Origin of the sequence: Sorangium sp. So ce1504 (assembly GCF_051521635.1) — a bacterium.
GTDB lineage: Bacteria > Myxococcota_A > Polyangia > Polyangiales > Polyangiaceae > Sorangium > Sorangium cellulosum_B.
This window is the reverse complement of record NZ_CP150365.1, coordinates 11,678,200-11,700,511: the sequence shown is the minus strand read 5'-3', so window position 1 is coordinate 11,700,511 and position 22,312 is coordinate 11,678,200. Positions and strand designations below refer to the sequence as shown.

Here is a 22,312-nt window from a genome sequence, read left to right as displayed (position 1 = left end):
CAATCGAGAAGCCGGCGCTCGCCCCGGGGTGCCCAGCCACAGGCAGGGCACCCCGCTCGTGGTAGAGGACGCCCCGTGCGCGCCCGCGTGATCCGAACCCGCCATCCCTCCTTCGCGCTCACGCTCGCCTCCGCCGCGGCCGCGCTCCTCTCCGGTTGCACCGGGTGCGAGACGTCGACCCGCGATCTGCCTTCCGGCGCCCCGGCCGCAGCGTCCGCGAGCCCGCGGGCGACGCCTCCGCCGCCGGCGCGCGACGTCGTGCACCTCATCGACGAGCTGCCGAGCTGCGATCTCGAGCACCGAGGGCTCCTGTTCGATACCGGCGCGGGCGCGCTCCTCGGCCGCTTCGCGTGGCAAGGGACCGTGCCCACCGGCATCCAGGCGGTCGAGCACGATGGATCCACCTGGGCGCGGATCTCGGAGCGACAGATCAAGCTCACGTTCGTTCTGCCGTCCGCGAGCCCCATCTTCGTGTCCGCCCGGGCCGTCGGGCTCACCTCCAAGTACGCCACCGTCTCCCTGGACGACCAGCTGCTCGGAACGCTCCGCCTCCAGCGCGACCAGATCCGCATCGCCTCGACCCCGACCACCACGCTCCCCGCCGACCCCGGCCTGCACACCCTCACGCTCCAGTTCTCCGGCCGGCTCCGCGAGGGGGAGTCGTTCGCCGACGTCGACTGGGTGCGCGTGGGCATCCCGGACGAGGACCCGGCCACGTACGGCCCCCCGACCCTGCGCGACGTCGTCGCGCCCGCCGCCGCGCTGTCGGGCGTCCCCCACCGGTCCATCGCGCTGCGCGCGCCGGGCGCGGTCCGCTGCGCCTTTCGCCCTTCCAGGGTGACCCGCCTCCACACCTCCATCGGCGCGCTGGGCTCGGGAGAAGGCGACGCCGAGATCCGCGTCCTCCGCGACGGCCAGGAGCCCCTCGTGATCCATCGCGTCCACGTCGAGGGCGGCGACAAGGCGACCTGGACCGACGTCGAGCTGCCGCTCGCGCCCTTCGCCGGGTCCCTCATCTCCCTCGAGCTCCGCGCCGCCGCCGCGGCCCGCGGCGGACGCATCCTCTTCGGCGACCCCGTCCTCGCCGGATCGCCGGAGCCGCCTCCGTCCGTGCCCGCAGCGCGCGCCGTCGTGATCGTCGCCCTGAACGGGGTCGAGCGGCCCGATCTGCCCCCCTGGAGCGGTCGTCCGGAGCCGCACCTCGCCACGCTCTCGGAGCTCGCGACGTCAGCGACGACGTTCGATCACCACCGCGGGCCGAGCACGGTCGTGTCCGCCGTGGCCGCGTCGCTGCTCACCGGTCTTCCGCCGCCGGCCCACACCGTCGCCGACACCGGGGCCCGCCTCCCCGCCCACGTCACCACCATCGGCGCCATCGCGAGCGACAGCAGCATCCGCACCGGGTTCTTCACCGGCGTCCCCACCACGTTCCGGGCGTTCGGCTTCGGACCCGGCTGGTCCCGGGTCCTCGAGCACCCCCCGACGAGCGGCGAGCCGGCCACCACCCCGATCGACGCCGCCGCCACCTGGATCAGCGAGACCGTCCGCCAGGACGCTTCCAACCGCCTCCTCGCGTTCGTCCACGCGCGCGGCGGCCATCCGCCCTGGGAGGTCACCCCGAAGGAGCTGAACGCCCTCAAGCCCGCCGAGTACGCCGGCCCCGTCGAGCCGCGCCGCGCCGCCCAGGTGCTGGCCAGGCTGAGGAACCGGCGCCGCGATGTGCTCAGCCCCGAGGATCGCGACCGGATCCGCGACCTCTTCTCCATCGCCCTCGCCGGCCAGGACCGCGCCCTCGGCAACCTCATCGGGACCCTCAAGGCCGCCGGCCTGTGGGACGAGACCCTCTTCATCGTGACCGGCGATCTGGCCAGCGGGCGCTCCGACGCCGTGCTCTACGGCGAGGGCATGGAGCTCCAGGAGCCCGTCCTGACGCTCCCGCTTTATGTCCACTTTCCCGGTGATCTGTACGCCGGCCAGCGCGTCGCTGCCCCGACCGAGATCATCGACGTCGCGCGCACGGCGATCGCCGCCCTCGGCCTCTCGTTCGCCCGCAAACCGCTCGGGAAGGATCTGGCGGCGGTCGCCTCCGGCCTCGAGGGCGTCGAGCGCGGCCCCCAGATCGCCGCCCTCGGCGATCGTTACTCCACCCGGTGGGGCAACCTCGTGCTTTCGGGTCGACTCGGCGTTCCCCCCTATCTCTGCGACCTCGACGTGGACCCGACCTGCGCCTTCAACCGTCGCGAGGTGATGCCCCTCGCCACCGTGTCGCTCTTCCGGCGTACCGTGACGTTCGACCTGTCCGTGCGCGCGCCCGCGGCGCAACGGGAGCCGGCCACGATCGACGCGGAAACGGCGGCCGTGCTCAACGTATGGGGCGCGAACTGAGGCCCGCGCGATCGACCTGCGCCCGCGCCTGCGAGCCGACGAAAGCCCGCTGACGGCGCCCGGCGGCGCGCCGGCGCCCTGCGCGGGCGAAGGCGTCCGCGACATCGCGCAGGCCGCGCGCGATCACGCTCCAGCGGCGCCATGATGCCTCGCTGCGGGGCAGCACGCCCCGCGTCGCGCGCCGCGACGCCCCCGCGCGGGTTGGCCAAACGACGTACGCCCGCGCCCGCGCGTGCGCGTCGTGCGCTCGCTTCGCGCGCCCATTTCGCCTGGCATGCTTCGCGCAAACCCGCAGGCCGCACAGGCCAAGCGCCTCGACGGCGCTTCATCTTTCCGTGAGAGGAGTCCCCGCATGAAGGCGACCGACCTATTGAAGGAGCATCACCAGGAAGTCGAAGAGCTCTTCGAGCGCATGTCGCAGGCTGACAGCGACGAGATCAGCGCGCTCCGCGACGAGCTCGTGGCGACCCTCGTGAGCCACTCGGCCATCGAGGAGGAGCTCTTCTACCCCGAGAGCCGGGAGGCGCTCGGCGCCTCCCCCCTGATCCCGACCTCGTACGAGGAGCACGCGCTCGTCGACGTCATGTTGCAGAAATTGCTCAGCACCGAGCCGGGTGACGAAACCTTTCACGCCAGGCTCGGCGTGCTGAAGGAGCTCGTGCAGCACCACGTCGAGGAGGAGGAGAAGGAGCTCTTCCCCCAGGTCGAGAGCGCCATGGGCGCCGCGCGCCTCGAGGAGCTCGGCAGCCGCCTGGAGGCGCGCTTCGGCCAGGTGCGCGAGAGCGACGTGGAGGCGCTCCTCGCTCGGAACGTCGCGAAGAGCATGCCCGCCGCCACCGCCGGCCGCCGCGCGCGCACGGCGAAGCCGTCGGCGCGCAAGGCGGCGGCCAAGCGTCCACCCGCGAAGCGCGCGTCGACGCAGCGCGCCGAACCGGCGCGGGCCGCGCAGAAGGGGCGCCGCACCACCGCGACCGGACGGAAGAAGACAGCGGCCACGGCGCCCGCGAAGACCGGGCGAGCCGCGCCCGCGCGCAAGCCGAGCCGACCGGCGAAGACCAGCCGCACAGGCCGCAAGGGCGGTCGCGCGAGCAGCGCCTCCGCCCGCTGACCATCGCAAGCTAGCCAGCGCACATCAACGCACGTTGCCGTAGATCAGCGGCGCGAGGTCCGGCCGGAGGGGACGGCGGGCCTCGCGCCGCCATCGAGATCGAACAGCGGAAGCGTGCCGCCGGCCTTCGGGGCAGCGGCCTTCGGAGCAGCGGCCTCCGCCGCGAGCTCCTGGAGCAGGGCGGGGTCGTCGTGCGCGACCGAGTTGACCCGCGGCGAGACGGCGCGCGCCGCGAGGGCGCCGCGAGGCGCCGGCCGGAGCAGCGCCTCGGCCCGATCCGCGTCCGCTCCGTCGCCGACGCCGAGCCAGAGGTCCACGTCCCCGGGGCCCAGCAGGACCGGCATGCGGTCGTGGATCGGCGCGACGTCGGCGTTCGCCTCGGTGGTCAGGATCGTGAACCGGAGGCCGGGCTCCCCCGTGTCGAGGTCCTTCGCCGGCTGGTACAGCCCCGCCAGGCGGAGCAGCCCGCCGTCCGCAGGGTGGAACCAGGTGGGCCGCCGCGCGCCCTTGGGTCCGGTCCACTCGTAGAAGCCGTCCGCCGGCACCACACAGCGGCGCGCCGCGAACGCCTCGCGGAACGTCGGCTTCGCCCGCGCGCTCTCGGCGCGCGCGTTGGCCAGGAGCGCAGGCCCGGCGCCGCCCCTGGCGAAACGCCCCGCGAAGCCCCAGGTCGCCGCCACCAGCGCGCGCCGGCCGTCCCGCGCGCGCAGCACCGGGTGGACGGTCGCAGGTGCGATGTTGAAACGAGGCCGAAACCTTGCCGCTATCTCCGGATCAGCGGCAATCGACCGAGCCGGGCCGCCGCCTGCTCGGCCCGCGCCAGAGGAGGACGACTCGAGCAGTGCGATGAGGGTCGCAAAGTCCGGAACGGAGAGGGTGAAGCGCGCGCACATAACACTAGATTAGCGGCTTCGGGGCGCCTACAAGGGCGCTCCGGACGTTGGAGGAGGCCGCATGGTCGACAGCTTTGGCACCAAGAGCACGCTGACGGTTCAAGCCGAAACATACACCTATTACAAGCTCACCTCGCTGGCGCAAGGCGGCGCGTCGATCGACAAGCTCCCCTTCTCGCTCCGCATCCTCCTGGAGAACCTCCTCCGCCACGAGGACGGGCGCGTCGTGCGCAAGGACCACGTGGAGGCCGTCCTCAACTGGGACCCGAAGGCCCGCCCCTCGCATGAGATCGCCTTCCACCCCGCGCGCGTGCTGCTCCAGGACTTCACCGGCGTGCCCGCCGTGGTCGATCTCGCCGCCATGCGCGAGGCGCTCGCGAAGCTCGGCGGCGACTCGCTCAAGATCAACCCGCTCCAGCCCGTCGATCTCGTGATCGACCACTCGGTCCAGGTCGACCGGTTTGCGTCCTCGACGGCCGTGAAGGTGAACGCGGCGCTCGAGTTCGAGCGCAACGAGGAGCGCTATGCGTTCCTCCGCTGGGGAGCGCAGGCGTTCACGAACTTCCGCGTGGTTCCGCCCGACCAGGGCATCTGCCACCAGATCAACCTGGAGTACCTCGCGGGCGCCGTCATGCGGCAGGGCACGCTGGTCTACCCGGATACGCTCGTCGGCACCGACTCGCACACCACGATGATCAACGGGCTCGGGGTCGTCGGCTGGGGCGTCGGCGGCATCGAGGCCGAGGCGGCGATGCTCGGCCAGCCGCTCTCGATGCTCATCCCCGAGGTCGTGGGCTTCAAGCTCCACGGCAGCCTGCCCGAGGGCGCGACCGCGACCGATCTCGTCCTCACGGTGACGCAGATGCTGCGGCAGAAGAAGGTGGTCGGGAAATTCGTGGAGTTCTACGGCCCCGGCCTGAGCGCGCTCTCGCTCCCGGACCGCGCCACGATCGCCAACATGGCGCCCGAGTACGGCGCCACGATCGGCTTCTTCCCCGTCGACGACGAGACGATCGCGTTCCTGCGCTTCTCCGGCCGGCCCGCGCAGCTCGTCGCGCTCGTCGAGGCCTACTACAAGGAGCAGGGGCTGTTCCGCACGGACAGCACCCCGGACCCCGTCTTCAGCGACACCCTCTCGCTCGACCTCGGCGACGTGGTGCCGTCGATCGCCGGCCCGAAGCGGCCGCAGGACCGCGTCCCGCTGCGCGACGCGAAGCGCACCTTCCGCGCCTCGCTCCAGGGCATGCTCGAGAAGGAGTTCGCCGCGGCCGACGCGCCCGCGGTCAAGGCGTTCCTCGAGGAGGGGGCCGGCCATGCTGCCGCGCGCGCGCCCGCGCTCGAGAAGGTCATGCGCCCGGCGGAGATCACCGAGGGCGACACGCGCTACACGCTGCGCCACGGCTCGGTCGTGATCGCCGCGATCACGTCCTGCACCAACACGTCGAACCCGGCGGTCATGCTGGGCGCGGGCCTGCTCGCGAAGAAGGCCGTCGAGCGCGGGCTCACGGTGAAGCCGTGGGTGAAGACGTCGCTCGCCCCCGGGTCGAAGGTCGTCACCGACTACCTGCGCCAGGCGGGGCTCCTGCCGTACCTCGAGGCGCTCGGCTTCCACCTGGTCGGCTACGGTTGCACGACATGCATCGGCAACTCCGGGCCGCTGCCGGACGTGATCGGCGACACGATCCGCAACAACGATCTCGTCGTGGCGAGCGTCCTCTCGGGCAACCGCAACTTCGAGGGCCGCATCAACCAGCACGTCCGGATGAACTTCCTCGCCTCTCCGCCGCTCGTCGTCGCGTACGCGCTGCGCGGCGACGTCGACGCCGACCTCTTCAAGGAGCCGGTCGGCACGGATCGCAACGGCGAGCCGGTGTACCTCAAGGACATCTGGCCGAGCTCGGCCGAGGTCAACGAGGCCATCCGGACGGCCGTGCGGCCCGAGCAGTTCCAGGTGCAGTACGAGAACGTCTTCGCCGGCGACGAGGAGTGGCAGAAGCTCGCGGTCCCGGGCGGCCAGACGTTCGTGTGGGACGAGGGCTCGACCTACGTGCGCAGGCCGCCGTTCTTCGAGGGGCTGTCGAAGGAGCCGGCGCCGCTCACCGACATCCGGGCCGCGCGCGTGCTCGCGCTGCTCGGCGACTCGGTGACGACCGACCACATCTCCCCGGCCGGCAATATCGCCAAGAACAGCCCCGCCGCGAAGTACCTGGTCGAGCACGGCGTCGCGCCCGCGGACTTCAACTCGTACGGCGCCCGCCGCGGCAACCACGAGGTGATGATGCGCGGCACGTTCGCGAACATCCGCCTCAAGAACGCCCTTCGCCCCGGCGAGGAAGGCGGGATCACGGTGCACCTGCCCGACGGCGAGAAGACCACGATCTACGACGCGGCCATGCAGTACAAGGCCGAGGGCGTGCCGCTGCTCGTGATCGCCGGCGCCGAGTACGGCACCGGGTCGTCGCGCGACTGGGCGGCCAAGGGGACCAAGCTGCTCGGCGTGCGCGCGGTCATCGCGAAGAGCTTCGAGCGCATCCACCGGTCGAACCTGGTCGGCATGGGCGTGCTCCCGCTCGAGTTCGCGCCGGGCGAGGACGCGTCCACCCTCGGCCTCACCGGGCGCGAGGTGTTCGAGATCGACGGCATCTCGGACAACCTCACGCCGGGCAAGAAGCTCAACGTCGTCGCGGCCGGGGAAGGCGGGGCGAAGAAGACCTTCACCGTCACCGCGCGCATCGATACGCCGAACGAGGTCGACTACTACCAGCACGGCGGCATCCTCCAGTTCGTGCTGCGCAGCCTGGGCGCCAGCGCCTAGCGCCTCCCTGCGCGCCGCTCCCCGCCGAGCGTCTGGCGGGGAGCGGGCCCATCCTCGGAGCGGCGCGTCGCGGCTGCTGACGCGCGTGCAGGCTTCGGCTAAACCCTGGGGTATGCTCGATCCTCGCTACGTCGCGGAGCACCTCGATGAGGTGCGCGCGGCGCTCGCTCTCCGCTCGCCCGCCGCCGCCGCCAGCCTCGGAGACGACTTCGCCTCCACGGTCAGCGCGAGGCGGTCCAACATCCAGGAGCTCGAGCGGTGGCAGGCGGAGCGCAACGCGGCGAACGACGCGATGGCGCGCCTCGACAAGAAATCTCCTGAGTTCGCGCAGAAGCGCGACGAGCTGAAGGCCCTGTCGACCCGGATCAAGGAGGCCGAGCAGGTCGTCTCCGAGCTCGAGAAGCGGATGACCGAGCTGCTCTCCATGGTGCCCAACCTGCCGGACCCGTCGGTGCCCGTGGGCGCGGGGGAGGAGGGCAACGTGGTCGTCCGGGCGTGGGGCGAGAAGCCGAGCTTCTCGTTCGCGCCGAAGTCGCACTGGGACATCGGGACGGCCCTCGGCCTCCTCGACTTCGAGCGCGCGGCGAAGCTCTCGGGGGCGCGCTTCACCGTGCTGATGGGCGCCGCCGCCCGCCTCGAGCGGGCGCTCATCTCGTTCATGCTCGACCTGCACACGCGCGAGCAGGGCTACCTCGAGGTGCTGCCGCCCTTCCTCGTCAAGGACACGGCGCTGTTCGGCACGGGCAACCTGCCCAAGTTCGCCGAGGACCTGTTCAAGACGCAGAAGAGCGACCCGGAGAGGGCGTACGACCTGTACCTCATCCCGACGGCCGAGGTCCCGGTCACGAACCTCCACGCCGACGAGATCCTGGACGGCGCGTCGCTCCCGATCGCCTACGCGGCCTACACGCCGTGCTTCCGCAGCGAGGCGGGCAGCCACGGGCGCGACGTCCGCGGGCTCATCCGGCAGCACCAGTTCGACAAGGTCGAGCTCGTGCGGTTCTCGGCGCCGGAGGACTCCGCCCGCCAGCACGAGCTGCTCACCACGCACGCGGAGGAGGTCCTGAAGCGGCTCGGCCTGCACTACCGGGTGTCGGCGCTCTGCACCGGCGATCTCGGCTTCGGCTCGCAGAAGACGTACGATCTCGAGGTGTGGCTGCCCGGCCAGGGGGTGTACCGCGAGATCTCGAGCTGCTCGAACTTCGGCGACTTCCAGGCGCGCCGCGCCCAGATCCGCTACCGGCCGGAGCCGAAGGCGAAGCCGCGGCTGGTCCACACGATGAACGGGTCGGCGCTCGCGGTGGGGCGGACGGTCATCGCGATCCTCGAGCAGTACCAGCAGGCGGACGGCACGGTGGTCGTGCCGGAGCCGCTCCGTGCGTTCATGGGCTGCGAGGTCCTCCGCGGCAGGTAACAGCGATGGCAGCGGACGAGGAAGCCAAGCGTGAGCTTCCGGAAGCGAAGAGCGCGCACAACGGAGGGGACGGCGAGCGGCGCTCGCAGATCCCGGAGTCGAGGGGCGCGCGCGGCGGAGGGGACGGCGAGCGGCGCTCGCAGGTCCCGGAGTCGCGGGGCGGACGCGGCGGGGGGGACGGCGAGCGGCGCTCGCAGATCCATGGACCGCCGACCAACGCGGAGACGTCGATGGCGCTCGCGCGCCGGCGGCTGCTCGACCTCTGCAAGCGGCACAAGGACGAGCTCATCGACGACTGGATCGAGAACGTGCTGGCGCTGCCGCCGGAGCGGGGCCGGTACACCGATCGGCCCGTGGGCGAGGTCACGGAGAACGTGCGCTCCTGGCTCGCCGCGTTCACCAGGATCCTCGAGGACGGCAGCGAGACGCTGCTCGACGAGTTCATCACGCACCTGGTCGAGCAGCGCTACGCGACCGGGTACTCCATCAGCGCTCCGCTGATCGCCGCGTCCGAGTTCCGCACCGCGGTCGCGGGCGTCCTCGACACGACGCACGACGACGCCGAGGCCGACGGCTCGTCCTCGATCGACGTGCTCCGCGCGGTCGACGCGCTGCTGCTCCAGTTCGAGCACCGCTTCGCCGAGGCGTACGCCCAGCGCTCGCTGTTCGCCTCCGAGGAGCGCTACCGCGAGATCGTCGAGCTCTCGTCCGACGTCCTCGCGACGATCGACCAGGAGGGCATGCTGACGCGGCTGAACGTGCGGTTCGAGGCGCTCTTCGGGCACTCGCGGCAGGCGTGGATCGGCCGGCCGATCACCGCGCTCGCGGTCGCGGCGGACGTGCCGGCCCTGCGCACGCTCGTGCTGTCCGCGTCGCGGGCCGAGGCGCCGAGGGAGGCCACCATCCGCTGCGGGACGCGCGCCGGCCTGACCAAGGTGATGACGGTCCGGATCACGCGGCTCTACGGCGAGGACGCCTCGCTCGCGCTCATGCGCGACGTCACCGAGGAGGTCGCGCGCCGCGCGCAGATCCTCCACAGCGAGAAGCTCTCCTCGATCGGCCAGGTCGCGGCGAGCGTCGCGCACGAGCTCAACAACCCCATGGCGTGGGTGATGGCGAACCTGGAGCAGATCCGGAGCGGGGCGCACAAGCTCGTCTCGGCGGCGCGCCCGGTCGCCTCGGGCTCGTTCGAGGACCTGCTGCGCGCCATCGACCTCATCGATCGCTCGTGCCACGAGGCGCTCGCCGGCGTCGAGCGGATGCGGGACATCGTGACGGACCTCAACCTCTTCTCGAGCAGCAGCGAGCGCAAGCCCGAGCGGGTCGATCTCGTCGACGTGATCGAGCTCGCGCTGCGCATGACGGGCCCGCAGCTCAGCCAGCTCTGCCGCATCGAGCGCAGCTACGGCGAGATGCCGCCGCTCGTCGGCTATCCGGGCAAGCTCTCGCAGGTGTTCGTGAACCTGTTCATCAACGCGGCGCAGGCGATGCCGAACCGCCCCCGCGACGAGAACATGGTGCGCGTGACGACGCGCTTCGACGCCGGCGTCCACCACGTCGAGGTGGAGGACAACGCGCGCGGGATGACCCCGGAGGTCGTCGAGCGGATCTTCGACCCGTTCTTCACGACGAAGGAAGAGAGCGCGCGCCCGGGCATCGGGCTCTGGGTGTCGCGCAACATCGTCGAGGAGCAGCACGGCACGATGACGGTGTCGAGCACGCCCGGCGTCGGGACCGTCTTCACGATCCGCCTGACCGGCCTCAACCCCACGGATCTGCCCGCGCCGCGGCCGCCGCCGGAGCCGCCGCGCGCGTCGTCGCGCGGGACGATCCTGTTCGTGGACGACGAGCCGATGCTGCTCAACGCCTTCGCGCGCGCGTTCGAGGAGCGGCACGAGGTGCTCGTGGCCAAGAGCGGCCACGAGGCGCTCGACCTCCTGCGGGATCGCGGCGGCAGGATCGACGCGATCGTCTGCGATCTCCTGATGCCGCAGATGAGCGGGATGGCCCTGTACGACGAGATCGCCGAGCGGTTCCCGCAGCTCTTGCCGAAGATGGCCTTCATGTCGGGCGGCGCCTTCACGCCGAGCGCGCGCGAGTTCGTGGAGCGGGTGGACAACCCGAAGATCGCGAAGCCGATCTCGCTCGACGATCTGGAGCGGGTGATCGCCGATCTTCTCAGCGGCGGGTCGAAGCGGGGGCACTAGGCTGGAAGAGCGGGGGGCTCGATGGCGGTCGCGAAGGCGAGGACGATCCGGGAGCAGGCGAACCACGCGCGTTACCGGCCGGGGCAGCGGGGCGGCTTCTACGAGAGCTTCTTCCAGCGCGCGAACCACCCGACGCGGCCGCTCGCCTTCTGGATCCGGTACACGCTGTTCAGCCCGGCCGGGCGGCCCGAGGCCGCGGAGGGGGAGCTCTGGGCGGTCTACTTCGACGGCGAGTCGGGGCGCCACGCGGTCGCCAAGCGCGAGGTCCCGTTCGCCGGGCGCTGCTCGTTCGCCCGCGACAGCCTGGCGGTCGCCATCGACGGCGCCCGGCTGAGCCTCGGCAGGCTCACCGGCGCGGCGGGCGAGGGGGAGCACGCCATCACCTGGGACCTCGCCTACGAGGGCGGCGGGGAGCCCCTGCTGCTGCTCCCGGCGGCCCTCTACGGCGCCCCGCTGCCGAAGGCGAAGGCGCTGGTCGGCGCGCCGATGGCCGTCTACAGCGGCCTCCTCCGCGTCGCTGGGCGCGAAGTGGACGTCTCGGGCTGGGTGGGCAGCCAGAACCACAACTGGGGGACGAAGCACACGGACCTCTACGCCTGGGGGCAGGTCGCCGGGTTCGACAGCCACCCGGACAGCTTCCTCGAGGTCGCCACGGCTCGACTGAAGGTCGGACCGTTCTGGACGCCGAACATGACGCCGCTGGTCCTCCGGCACCGCGGCGAGGAGATCGCGCTCAGCTCGCTCGTCCAGTCGGTCCGCGCCGACGCCTCGTTCGACTACTTCACCTGGCGCTTCCGGACGGAGACCGATCGGCTGAGCGTCGAGGGGGAGATCTCCGCGTCCGCCGGCGATTTCGTGGGCCTGGCCTACAGGAACCCTCCTGGCGGCGTGAAGCATTGCCTGAACACCAAGATCGGGGCCTGCACCGTCACCCTGCGGCGGAAGAGCCTGGGCCGCGAGGTCGGGATCGAGACCCTGACGACGGCGCGGCGCGCGGCGTTCGAGATCCTCACGGACGACCGAGGCCATGGCGTGATGATCCGCGCCTGATCCACGCTGGACGCACCGTCCGCGGTGCTCGGCGCGGGCGGCCGGGCCGACGCGGAGGCGCGGGGCGCCGCCGCCGAGCGATGCGCTGCGCGTCCGGCGCCAGGTCGGCTAAAGAAGGTGCGGTACGTCACCGCACGAAAGGCGGACGCCATGAGTCTCAAGCACCCCCGGACCATCCTCGTTGCACTGGACAGCTCCCCCAAGGCGTCGCTCGTCCTCGCGGAGGGCGTCGATCTCGCGCAGAAGCTCGGCGGCAAGCTCGTGCTCGTGCGCGGGATCGGGCTGCACCACAGCCTGCCCGCGGAAGCGTTGAACGAGTCGCCGACCCGCGTCCCCGAGATCCTGGAGCGGAGCGACCGCGAGGAGCTCTTGCAGCTCGCGCGCGACGTGCCGCCCGAGCTCCTCGCGAAGGTCGTGATCCACGTCGGCGTCGCCTGGGAGGTCATCTGCCGGACGGCCGACGAGGAGAACGCGGATCTCATCGTCATCGGGTCGCACGGCTACTCGGGCATCGACAAGGTGCTCGGCACGACGGCGGCGAAGGTCGTGAACCACACGAACCGGTCGGTGCTCGTGGTGCGCGACAAGCCGTCGGACTGACAGCGGCTCGCCTGCCTCAGCGCAGCCTGGCGATGAGCTCGTCGCTCAACGTGGGCTGATCGATCTTGCCCAGCCAGATCCGCCAGGTGGCCTTCATGAAGTCGACGCCTGCCACGGTCGCCGTCCCGCCGCCAGCGACCGTGACGGTGGTCGCCTTCGCGCGCGGGTCGTACGCGATGGTGACCTCCGCTCCCGCCTTGAGGTCTCCCTCGAACGCCGCCACGAACCTCTCGATCTTCGGCGTGTCCGTGTATCGATTCAACGCATACGCCTCCCGCAGCGCCTTGACGATGCTCGCGCGGTCGACGTCGCGAAGCATCGTCCAGACGAACTTCTTCCCCGTGTCCATGTCGATGACGGCGTCCTTGGACCTGGTGGCAGGGAGCTGCTCCATATAATGGCTGATCCGATAGACATCGACGTGGAGCACGCCGATGGTCCTCACGCGGACGCCCGTGCCGGTGAGCGTGTAGCCCGGCAAAGCAAGGAGGCTCCCGACAGCGAGGAAGACCGCCGCGAACGCGGCGAGAAGAGCTGGAGATTTGCTTCGCGCGAGTTGCATCGGATCGACCTCCTCCGGCATCGCCGCTCCGTGCGGCGCATCGTGTCTGGGCGCCGCGGTCCGGCGATCGCCCATCGACGGTCGTGAATGAGCAAGACCTGAACCACCGACAGAGGGACGTCGGGAGTCGCAGATCTCGCGAGATCTCGAGGTGGGCCCTGGAGTCAGGCAGGGACGACCCATGGATGTGTGCTCGGAGGGGGCTCCGGGCGCGGAGCGGCGGCCTTTCGCCGGTGCGAGGGCCGGCGGCGGTGATGCCGACGCCGGCTCTCCCGGAGATCTTTTTTCGGCCCGGTCCGTAGAAGCCGCGCGCTGCGGAGCCCGGGAGATCGCGGCGGAGGGACGCGGGTCCCCCCGTGGGCCGCGCCATGGCTTGCGGCGGAAGGAGCTTCTCGATGCGGACGATGCTCGCTGGATTGCTGATGGGATGGGCGGCTCTGGGCTGCACGGCCAGCGCGGCGGCGCCTCCGGGCGCGACCGCCGCGGCGGTCGCGCCGGGCGCAGCGGCGCGGGAGGAGGCGGCGAAGCCGGTCGCCATGGCCGCGGCCCCGGCGGAGCCGGCCGAGCCCTCGGCGGCGGTGGCCGAGGCGCCGTCGTCCCGGCCGGAGCCGGCGCCCGCGGGGAACCAGGGCGTCTGGATCGGCGCCGCGGGCGCGAGCGCGTTCGCGCTGCCGGGGACGCGCGAGACGCAGCTCGGCGTGTGGATCGATGTCCCGGCGGCGCGCGCGGCCCGCGGACAGCCGCGCGCGCCGGCGGCGGTCGTGCTGCTCGTGGACGCCTCCGGCTCGATGCAAGGCCCCAAGATGGAGAACGCCCGCGCGGCGGCGCAGGCGTTCGTCGACAGGCTCCCCGACGGCGACCTCGTCTCGGTCGCGTCGTTCGCCGACACCGCGCAGGCGCGCGTCTCGCCCACGGTGCTCGGCCGGTCGACGCGCCCCGCGGTGGCGCGCGCCATCGCCGCGCTCGGCCCTGACGGCAGCACCAACCTCTTCGCTGGCCTCCAGCTCGCGGAGCAGCACGCGCTCACGGCGCCGTCGACGCACGCCGTCCGGCGCGTGGTGCTCATCTCGGACGGCCAGGCGAACATCGGGCCTTCCTCTCCCGACATCCTCGGAGCGCTCGCCCAGCGCGGCGCCGCGCACGGGGTGCAGATCACGTCGATCGGGGTGGGGGCCGACTACGACGAGCGCACGCTCAACGCGCTCGCCATCGGCTCCAGCGGTCGGCTGTACCACCTCACCGAGGCGCGGGAGATGCCCTCCGTCCTCGAGCGCGAGCTCGCCCTGCTCCAGACGACGGCGGCGACGGGCGCGTTCGTCGAGATCGTCCCGGCGCCGGGCGTGGAGCTGCTCGACGTCCCCAACGAGCGCACCGAGCGCTCCGGGGACGCGCTCCGGGTGCTGCTCGGCACGATGTTCGGCGGGCAGCACCGCGAGATGCTCGTGCGGGCGCGGGTCACCGCGCCGGCGGCCGGCTCCCACCCGCTGGCGAGCGTGCGGCTCCACTTCCGCGACGCCGAGAGCGGCAATCTCCCGCGCGTGCAGGAGGTGGTCGCCCGCTACGATGTGACGAGCGATCCGGCCCTCGTCGCCGCGCACCAGAACGAGAAGACCCAGACCATCGCCGCGGTGATGGACGCGGGCATGATGCAGCTCGACGCGGCCCAGGAGGTGAACGCAGGCAACTTCGGCGCGGCCGAGGCGAAGCTCGCGGCAGCGGAGGACCGGCTCCGGCAGCAGGCGGCGCGCGCCCGGTCGGACAAGGAGAAGGAGCGCGCCGTCCAGGCGGCCTCGGCGGTGGCGAGCGCGCGGAAGACCGCGCGCGCGGCCGCGGCGGCTCCGCCCTCACCCGCGGCGCGGCGCATGGATGCGCTCGAGATGAACAGCGCCTCCCCTGTCTGGTCGGGCCGCTGATCCGGCGCCGCGGCCGAGGCGCGCCGCCGGCGCCTGCCCGTTGCGGATCCCTGCCTGTCGCCGCTGACGCCTGGCCGTTGCGGATGCCTGCTCGTCGCCGCTGACGCCTGCCCGCGGCTGATGCCTGCCCGTCGATGACGGGCCGTCATGGTGGGCGGGCGCGGCGTCCCTCATGAGAGGGCAGGTGCGGTGTCCATCATGGGACCGAAGATGTGATGTCCATCGTGGGATGGCAGGTGCGGTGTCCCTCATGAGAGGGCAGATGGGATGGCCGTCATGGACGACCGGACGAGATGTCCATCATGGACGGGTTGACCGGCTCTGCACGACCGGCGGCACCCGGTCATGGTTGATCCATGAATCAACGTTGACGATACAATCCATGATGGATTGGGAGATGCTCCTCGCGTGGCCCTCGACACGGGTCGGAGCCCGCGCGACATTGTTCCGGGCCCTCCGGCACGTCGCCTCCTCGGGGTCCGCTCCTCGCCATGAACCCGAACGCCTTCCCGGAGTCGCGCGCCGCCGCCGTGCGCGAGCTCTGGTCGCTCGACCCGGCCGTCACCTTCCTGAACCACGGCTCGTACGGCGCCTGCCCGCGCGCGGTGCTCGAGGCGCAGCAGCGCTACCGCGAGCAGCTCGAGCGCGAGCCCGTCCGGTTCTTCCTTCGCGAGCTCGGGCCGCTGCTCGACGCGGCCCGAGGCGCGCTCGCCTCCTTCGTCGGCGCTGACCTCGACGACCTCGTGTTCGTCCCCAACGCGACCGTCGGGGTCAACACGGTGTTGCGGTCGCTCTCGCTGCGACCCGATGACGAGCTCTGCATCACCGATCACGGGTACAACGCCTGCAACAACGCGGCCGAGGCGGTCGCGGCCCGCGCTGGTGCGCGCGTCGTGGTCGCGCCGGTGCCGTTCCCCATCGAGGCGCCCGAGCAGGTGGTCGACGCGGTGCTCGCGCGCGTCGGGCCGCGGACCCGGCTCGTCCTCGTCGACCACGTGACGAGCCCGACGGGGCTCGTGTTCCCGGTCGCCTCGTTGATCGCCGCGCTCGCGGAGCGCGGCGTCGACGTCCTGGTCGACGGCGCGCACGCGCCCGGCATGGTGCCGCTCGATCTCCGCGCCCTCGGGGCGGCCTATTACACCGGCAACTGCCACAAATGGCTCTGTTCGCCGAAGGGCGCGGCGTTCCTCCACGTGCGGCGGGACAAGCAGGGCGCGGTCCGCCCTCTCTCCATCAGCCACGGCGCCAACTCGCCGCGCACCGACAGGTCGCGCTTCCTGCTCGAGTTCGACTGGACCGGCACGGCCGACCCCAGCGCGGCGCTCTGCGTCGCGGACGCGCTCCGCGCCATGGCCGCGCTCATGCCCGGCAGCTGGCCCGCGCTCCAGGCGCACAACCGGGCGACGGCGCTCGCCGCGCGCGACCTCCTGTGCGAGGCGCTCGGCTGCATGCCGCCGAGCCCCGACGCGATGATCGGCGCGCTCGCGACGGTGCCGCTCCCCGACGCGCCGTCGTCCCGGCTGCGCCTCGATCCGCTCCAGGACGCGCTGCTCGAGCGATGGGGGATCGAGGTGCCGGTGTTCGCCTGGCCCGCGTCGCCCCGGCGGCACCTCCGGATCTCGGCCCAGATCTACAACGACAGGCCGCACTACGAGCGGCTCGCGGCCGCCCTCGCCGCGCTGCTGTAGCGGCGCGCGGCAGGGCCCGGCCCCGCGCCGCTGCTCCGCGGCGAAGCGCCGCGCGGCGCTCGCCGCTGCCTCCGGGTCGCCCCGTGCCCGTGTCGCTGCGGGATGGCGCTGGCGCTGCGGGATGGCGCTGGCGCTGCGGGGCGGCGGTCGCGCCACCCGAGGCGCGTCCAGCGCTCGCCGGAGCAGACCGCGCGCGCCCGTTGAGACGATAGGATGCGCGCTCCAAGGAGACACGATGCCACGTCGAATCCTGGTCTTGTCCTCGCTTTCCTGGCTGGCGGCGACCCTCGCGGTCGCGTCCTCCGCTGCGCAGCCCGCGACGCCTCGCCCGGCAGCGAGCCCTGCGCCCGCCGCGTCGGCGGGAACGCCTCCGGCACCTGGTGCACGGCAGCCGCCCGCAACGCCGGCGCCGGGCACACCGCAGCCGCCGGCGTCGGGCATACCGCAGCCGCCCGCGACGCCGGCGCCGGGCGCACCGCAGCCGCCCGCGACGCCGGCGCCGGGCGCACCGCAGCCGCCCGCGACGCCGGCGCCGGGCGCACCGCAGCCGCCCGCGGCGCCGTTGCCCAGCGGGCCGCCGCAGCCCCCGGCGCTCGGCGCGCCCGAAGCGGGCGCACCTGAGCCGGACGCCTCGCCGCTCGCGCCGGAAGGGGCGCACACCGCGCCGAGCGCTGCCGGGCCGCCCTCGGACCCGGCGCCGCCTGACCGGAAGCCGGGCGGGGTGGAGGCGGGCCGCAAGGGCAGCACGCCGGCGCCCTGGGCCCTGTCCCTCTCGGACACCGAGCTGGGGCCGCCGCCCGCGCGCGCGTCGGGCGGCAGAACCATCGACGAGGGGACCGTCCCGCTGAGCCAGCGTGGCGCGATCGGCCTGGAGACCTCCTCGTTCACCGGCGGCGACGGCGAGGTCTCCGGGCTCGCGGTCGCCCTCTTCGCCCGCATGCCGTTCGCCCAGCACACGTTTCTCGATGTCCGACTCCCGTTCGGGCTCGCGATGGCCGAGCGCACCGACGCCGTGCTCGGCAACGTGACGCTCGGCGCCCATCACGTCGCCCGCGTCGGCCGGACGTTCTGGCTCACGGTAGGCGGCGACGTCGGGCTCGCGACGCTCTCGGGCAAGACCCACCACCACGCCAGCTACGAGCCCGTCAGCGCCAGCCGGGCGTACTGGGATCTCCACGAGTTCTTCCCGAGCATCCTCCCCATCCACGCGCGCCTCGGCGCCGAGGCCCACGTCGGCTCACTGGTGATCGGGCGCTTCCAGCTCGAGCCGGTGCTCTACATCCCGCTCGGCCGCAACAAGGAGTACGAGGTCGCGATCCAGCACGCCGCCGAGCTCCAGATCGGCCACGGGATCGGCGGCGGCGTGCGCGTGCAAGGGATGGCGCTGCCCACGTTCGACAACGTGAGCATCCGGCACGCCGTCGCACGCAATCTCTACGTCCTGGCCATCGAGCCTTTCCTCGCGATCGAGCGCAACCTCGCGTTCCTCCGGACGGGCCTGCTGCTGCCCTTCGACGAGGAGCTCGGCCCGCCGCTCGACCACACATGGGGCTTCCACTTCACCGCGGGCGTCCGCGTCGACTGAGGCCCGCGGCCGGGGCGCCCGGCCGCGGGCCACGCCTGCCCGGCGGCCGAGCCCGCAGCGCACTCCGGTGCGCTGAGCACCGAAAACGTCGAGGTGGGCCCGTATCCGAAGCGGGTGACCGTCGCTCTAGGCGCCGCGCGCGCGGCTCGCTTCGCCGATCGCGTGCGTGATGTGGCCCTCCAGCTCGCCCGCGGGCAGCTGCTCGGACTCCACGACGACGAGGCGTGCTCCCGCGTCCTCCGCGAGCAACTCGAAGGTCTTCGGCGCACGATCGTGCAAGTGGCTCGGCAAGACGATGGCCAGCGGGCGGAGGCGGACGGCCACCCCCCACGCCGAGCCCGCATCGCAGGAGCGGACGAGGAAACGAGCCCGCGCTGCAACCCTCCGGCAACGAGCCAGAAAATGGGGGCTGCAGTCGAGCGCCAGCACCATGGGTATCCGGATCAACTGACTGCTACTAGGGGGCTCCGACATAGGAAGATGCTACTCCAGCGAAGCGCGATTGCGCGTCCTCTTATCCCGCATAACCGATACAGAGCCTTCCCGAAATAGAAAACAACAAGCTCGCCAGCTCATGTAAGCAGTCACGCGTGATTTTGGTGTATTGGGTAACGTTCTGTGAGCGCAGGATATTTGAAATGAACGCTGCGAGAGGGGGAGGCGCCAGCGCACGAGAACCGCCGCGGGACCGCGCGCAAAATCGCCGAGAATTCGGCCCTCCTTGCGCTGCAACAGGAGCGCATGATGCCCTGAGCGATCGCGCGTTGATGAAATGATGCACCATGGACGGAGAAGGTCTCGGCGCACACCAGTGAAAGCAACATGGCGATCGGGTGTCAGGAACGCCCGGACGGGTGAAGTCAGCGCACACGTGGTAGACGCCGCTCGGGACGTAGGTTGTGAAGGCAGCGTCCACGAGAGCGTCGCACAAGATGGCTCGTGTTCACCCCTGACGCTGCCCAGATCGCCGCAGCGGCGCCACGCCTCCAGCCCGTCGAGGCCGGTACGCCGCAAAGGAGTTGGCGAGCACACGTAATGGAGATCGTGTGTCATCGCCACGCGGCAGGTGAGCCGCGCCAGCGCCGCCGTCGGCCGGACCCCCAACCACCCAGCGCCCGCCGCTCGCCGCGGCGACGCTGAACCGGTTACGTTCCTCACAGAAGCTCGGGGGCGCCACCCACCCAGCCCCCTCCGAAATGTTTCCGCCAGGTTACGGGGAGCGCCGACGACGGAGGCGGCCGCCGGCGGCGCGATGGCCCCGCCGGCAGAGAACCGGACCCTCTCCGAGGCCGGCGGCTGCAGGGAAGGAGCACCGGGGAGAGGTCGAGAGAGGTGGCGGTGTCGAGCTGGCACCTGCAATAAGGTTCCAACTATATCATCTCGTGGCCCGGATAGAAGAGAACAGCGTCGGGGTTGTGATCGCAAAGGCGTCGGCCGTCGCGGTGAGGCGACGACCTCGCGTCCAAGGTCGGAGTCGGCGCTGTAGCGGAGCTGTATTTTTACAGCAACGCCCTGCGAAGGGGGTTATCCTTCTCGGCGGTCGGATAGCCGACCTGATCGGGCGATAGCGTGAATCACCGGTCAGGGAGGCGGCGCGCGCGCCAGCAAGCGGGTGGTGCTCTGATCCCGAGAGAGCTCAGACGAGGTCGGGAGGTTAGGAAGAACACTTGCCTACCATCCGGACAATGGGGGTTTCAGGCGGACACGACCCCCCAGCTCCGGTGATGTTTCGAGGAGTGGACACCTCGACGCGGCGCCGCACCGCGACGGTCATGCGGCCGTCGACGCGTGGCCCGGGGCTCGTCCCCGGAGCGCCGGCTCGGGGCGCCGAGCGGCCCGGGCCGGCGACGTGGCCGGGGCGGCGCGCTCGCGGCACGGGCGGCGACGCGAGCCGACCGCTCGCCGGCAGGACGCTGGGTCGCACATGGTATATGCCGGCCCCATGGCGCAGGTGCACGGCGGCAGGCTTGTCTCGAAGGCCCTCGCGAGACACGGGGTGACGCACCTCTTCACCCTGTGCGGCGGGCACATCCAGGCGATCTACGACGGGTGCCTGGATGACGGCATCCGGGTGGTCGACGTGCGACACGAGCAGACAGCCGGACACGCCGCGGACGGGTACGCGCGGGTGACCGGGAGGCCGGGGGTGTGCGCCGTCACCGCGGGGCCGGGCGTGACGGACGTGGTGACGGCCGTCGCCAACGCCCAGCGCGCGGGCGTCCCGATGGTCGTCCTCGGGGGCGCCGGTCCGCGCGCCCTCGCCGACATGGGCTCGCTGCAGGACATGAACCACGTCGAGCTGATGCGCCCCATCTCGAAGTGGAGCGTCTCCGTCCCCTCGACCGATCGCATCCAGGAGTACGTGGACTCGGCCTTCCGCATCGCCCAGGCGAACGTGCCAGGCCCGGTCTTCCTCGAGATGCCGCTCGACCTGCTGATGAACTACGCCGGCGACGACGCGCCCGCCACCGCGCCCGCGGCCCCGCCTCGCCCCGGGGGAGACCCGGCCGCCGTCGCGCGGGCCGCGGCCCTGCTGAGGGACGCCGAGCGGCCCATGTTCATCGTCGGGAGCCAGCTCCGGTGGTCGCCGCGGCGCGACGCGCTGCGCCGCTTCGCCGACGCGGTGAAGGCGCCCTTCTACCTGAACGGCATGGCCCGCGGCGCCCTGCCCCACGCGCACCCGGGGCTCATGAGCCGCTCGCGCCGCTTCGCGCTCTCGCAGACCGACCTCTGCGTGGTGCTCGGGACCCCCTTCGACTTCCGCCTCGAGTACGGCCGCGCCATCAGCCCGGCGGCCAAGGTCGTCCAGATCGATCTCGACGGGAGCGAGCTCGGCAGGAACCGCCGCGTCGACGTCGGGATCGACGGGGACAGCGGCGTCGTCCTGGAGCAGCTGCTCGCGGAGGTGCCCGACAAGACGGCCGCGGCGTGGCTCTCGGCCGTGCGCGAGGCCGAGGAGCGATCGCGCGCGAAGATGCTGGCGGAGATCGCGAGCGACGGCGACCCGCCGAACCCGCTGCGCGTCTGCGCGGAGATCGGCAGGCGCCTCGGCAAGGACGACATCGTCATCGGCGACGGAGGGGACTTCGTGGCCACGGCGGCGAACGTGCTGAAGCTCGAGTGGCCGCAGCTCTGGATGGACCCCGGCCCGCTCGGGACCCTCGGGGTCGGGCCGGGCTACGCGATGGCGGCCAAGCTCGCGCGGCCAGAGGCGAACGTGGTCCTCGTGTACGGCGACGGGTCGTTCGGCTTCCACGCGCTCGAGTTCGAGGCGATGGTGCGCCAGGGCATCCCCGTCGTGAGCGTGATCGGGAACGACGCGGCCTGGACGCAGATCCGCCGGGGGCAGGTGGAGCTCTACGGCGAGGGCCGCGCGCCGGCGACGTCGCTCGACTTCACCCGGTACGACCGCGTGGTCGAGGCGCTGGGCGGCTTCGGGGCCTGCGTGGAGCGCGTCGAGGAGCTCGGGCCCGCGCTGGACGAGGCGTTCCGGTGCGGCAGGCCCGCTTGCGTCAACGTGAAGATCGCGAAGAGCGACTTCCGCAAGGGCGCCATCAGCGTCTGATCCACGTGGAGCTACGGTTCATCTCCCCCGACCTGCAGAGCCTCGACGAGCTCGACTCGGAGGTGCTCGCGTGCGCCCCGTTCAGCGACGCGCGGCCGGCCCACGGCGTGGCCGGCCTCTGCGACTGGCGGCTCGGCGGCCGGATCTCCGAGCTGAGGCGGCAGGGCCTGATCACCGGCGAGCTCGGCGAGGTCGTCATGATCCCGTGCAAGCCGCGCATGGCGTTCGACAAGCTCGTCCTGTTCGGAGCCGGCGAGCGCGACGCGTTCGACGAGGCGGTCTTCCGCGAGATCGTGCGCCGGATGCTGGCCACGATGGGCGGGCTCTGCACGCGCGCCGCCGTGGTGGAGCTCCCGGGACGACACGACGGGCTCATCCCCGCCGAGCAGGCGGCCGACGCGCTCCTCGACTGCGCGGGCAGGGAGCGCGGCGACAACGTGTGGACGCTGGTGGAGCGCGCCGAGGGCAGGCAGCAGATCACCCAGCACATGATCGAGCAGCGCCGCCGGGTGCGGCGGGCGCTCTAG

The 22,312-nt window shown here is 72.2% G+C and carries 15 protein-coding genes; 12 read left to right on the top strand and 3 right to left on the bottom strand.

The genetic code is table 11. The features are described 5' to 3' along the window. The first annotated feature begins 75 nt into the window (after positions 1-75). The gene (locus tag WMF39_RS44105) at positions 76-2,385 is read left to right on the top strand and encodes a sulfatase-like hydrolase/transferase (RefSeq protein WP_437742416.1); all 2,310 of its coding nucleotides are present in this window, start codon (positions 76-78) and stop codon (positions 2,383-2,385) included. Between the two features lie 352 nt (positions 2,386-2,737). After that, positions 2,738-3,493: a hemerythrin domain-containing protein gene (locus tag WMF39_RS44100; RefSeq protein WP_437742415.1), complete on the top strand. Its 756-nt coding sequence runs from the start codon at positions 2,738-2,740 to the stop codon at positions 3,491-3,493. A 44-nt stretch (positions 3,494-3,537) separates the two neighbouring features. Here the strand turns inward: WMF39_RS44100 and WMF39_RS44095 are convergent, their stop codons facing one another. Beyond that, a complete protein-coding gene (locus tag WMF39_RS44095) occupies positions 3,538-4,386 on the bottom strand; it encodes an SOS response-associated peptidase (protein ID WP_437742414.1) in 849 nt (282 codons plus the stop codon). Positions 4,387-4,447: 61 nt separating this feature from the next. On the opposite strand from WMF39_RS44095, the gene acnA reads away from it, so the two are divergent. The 5 genes from acnA to WMF39_RS44070 all read left to right on the top strand — a co-directional run bounded on the left by acnA (position 4,448) and on the right by WMF39_RS44070 (position 12,472). Then, complete coding sequence (gene acnA, locus WMF39_RS44090) at positions 4,448-7,201, top strand: aconitate hydratase AcnA (protein WP_437742413.1); 2,754 nt, start codon at positions 4,448-4,450, stop codon at positions 7,199-7,201. Positions 7,202-7,313: 112 nt separating this feature from the next. Continuing rightward, positions 7,314-8,615, top strand: a complete 1,302-nt coding sequence (gene serS / locus WMF39_RS44085; RefSeq protein ID WP_437742412.1) for a serine--tRNA ligase — start codon at positions 7,314-7,316, stop codon at positions 8,613-8,615. A 5-nt stretch (positions 8,616-8,620) separates the two neighbouring features. Further along, positions 8,621-10,822, top strand: a complete 2,202-nt coding sequence (locus tag WMF39_RS44080; RefSeq protein WP_437742411.1) for an ATP-binding protein — start codon at positions 8,621-8,623, stop codon at positions 10,820-10,822. Positions 10,823-10,843: 21 nt separating this feature from the next. After that, on the top strand, positions 10,844-11,872 hold the full coding sequence (locus tag WMF39_RS44075) for a hypothetical protein (protein WP_437742410.1): 1,029 nt from the start codon (positions 10,844-10,846) through the stop codon (positions 11,870-11,872). A gap of 150 nt (positions 11,873-12,022) precedes the next feature. Continuing rightward, entirely contained in the window at positions 12,023-12,472 is a 450-nt protein-coding gene (locus WMF39_RS44070; protein ID WP_437712908.1) for a universal stress protein, read from the top strand. A gap of 16 nt (positions 12,473-12,488) precedes the next feature. Here WMF39_RS44070 and WMF39_RS44065 read toward each other — a convergent pair whose 3' ends face one another. Further along, the gene (locus WMF39_RS44065) at positions 12,489-13,034 is read right to left on the bottom strand and encodes a chalcone isomerase family protein (RefSeq protein ID WP_437742409.1); all 546 of its coding nucleotides are present in this window, start codon (positions 13,032-13,034) and stop codon (positions 12,489-12,491) included. 395 nt (positions 13,035-13,429) lie between these two features. On the opposite strand from WMF39_RS44065, the gene WMF39_RS44060 reads away from it, so the two are divergent. The 3 genes from WMF39_RS44060 to WMF39_RS44050 all read left to right on the top strand — a co-directional run bounded on the left by WMF39_RS44060 (position 13,430) and on the right by WMF39_RS44050 (position 18,220). Next, positions 13,430-14,947 (top strand): vWA domain-containing protein, encoded by a 1,518-nt coding sequence (locus WMF39_RS44060; protein WP_437742408.1) that lies wholly within the window; start codon positions 13,430-13,432, stop codon positions 14,945-14,947. 491 nt (positions 14,948-15,438) lie between these two features. Beyond that, entirely contained in the window at positions 15,439-16,635 is a 1,197-nt protein-coding gene (locus WMF39_RS44055) for an aminotransferase class V-fold PLP-dependent enzyme (protein WP_437742407.1), read from the top strand. Positions 16,636-16,870: 235 nt separating this feature from the next. Beyond that, complete coding sequence (locus WMF39_RS44050) at positions 16,871-18,220, top strand: hypothetical protein (RefSeq protein WP_437742406.1); 1,350 nt, start codon at positions 16,871-16,873, stop codon at positions 18,218-18,220. A 126-nt stretch (positions 18,221-18,346) separates the two neighbouring features. On the opposite strand, the gene WMF39_RS44045 is transcribed toward WMF39_RS44050, so the two are convergent. Further along, entirely contained in the window at positions 18,347-18,667 is a 321-nt protein-coding gene (locus tag WMF39_RS44045; protein WP_437295945.1) for a hypothetical protein, read from the bottom strand. Positions 18,668-20,162: 1,495 nt separating this feature from the next. Here WMF39_RS44045 and WMF39_RS44040 point away from each other — a divergent pair. Together WMF39_RS44040 and WMF39_RS44035 are read left to right on the top strand one after the other, a co-directional pair. Then, positions 20,163-21,785 (top strand): thiamine pyrophosphate-binding protein, encoded by a 1,623-nt coding sequence (locus tag WMF39_RS44040; RefSeq protein ID WP_437742405.1) that lies wholly within the window; start codon positions 20,163-20,165, stop codon positions 21,783-21,785. 5 nt (positions 21,786-21,790) lie between these two features. Next, entirely contained in the window at positions 21,791-22,312 is a 522-nt protein-coding gene (locus WMF39_RS44035) for a M17 family peptidase N-terminal domain-containing protein (RefSeq protein WP_437295943.1), read from the top strand.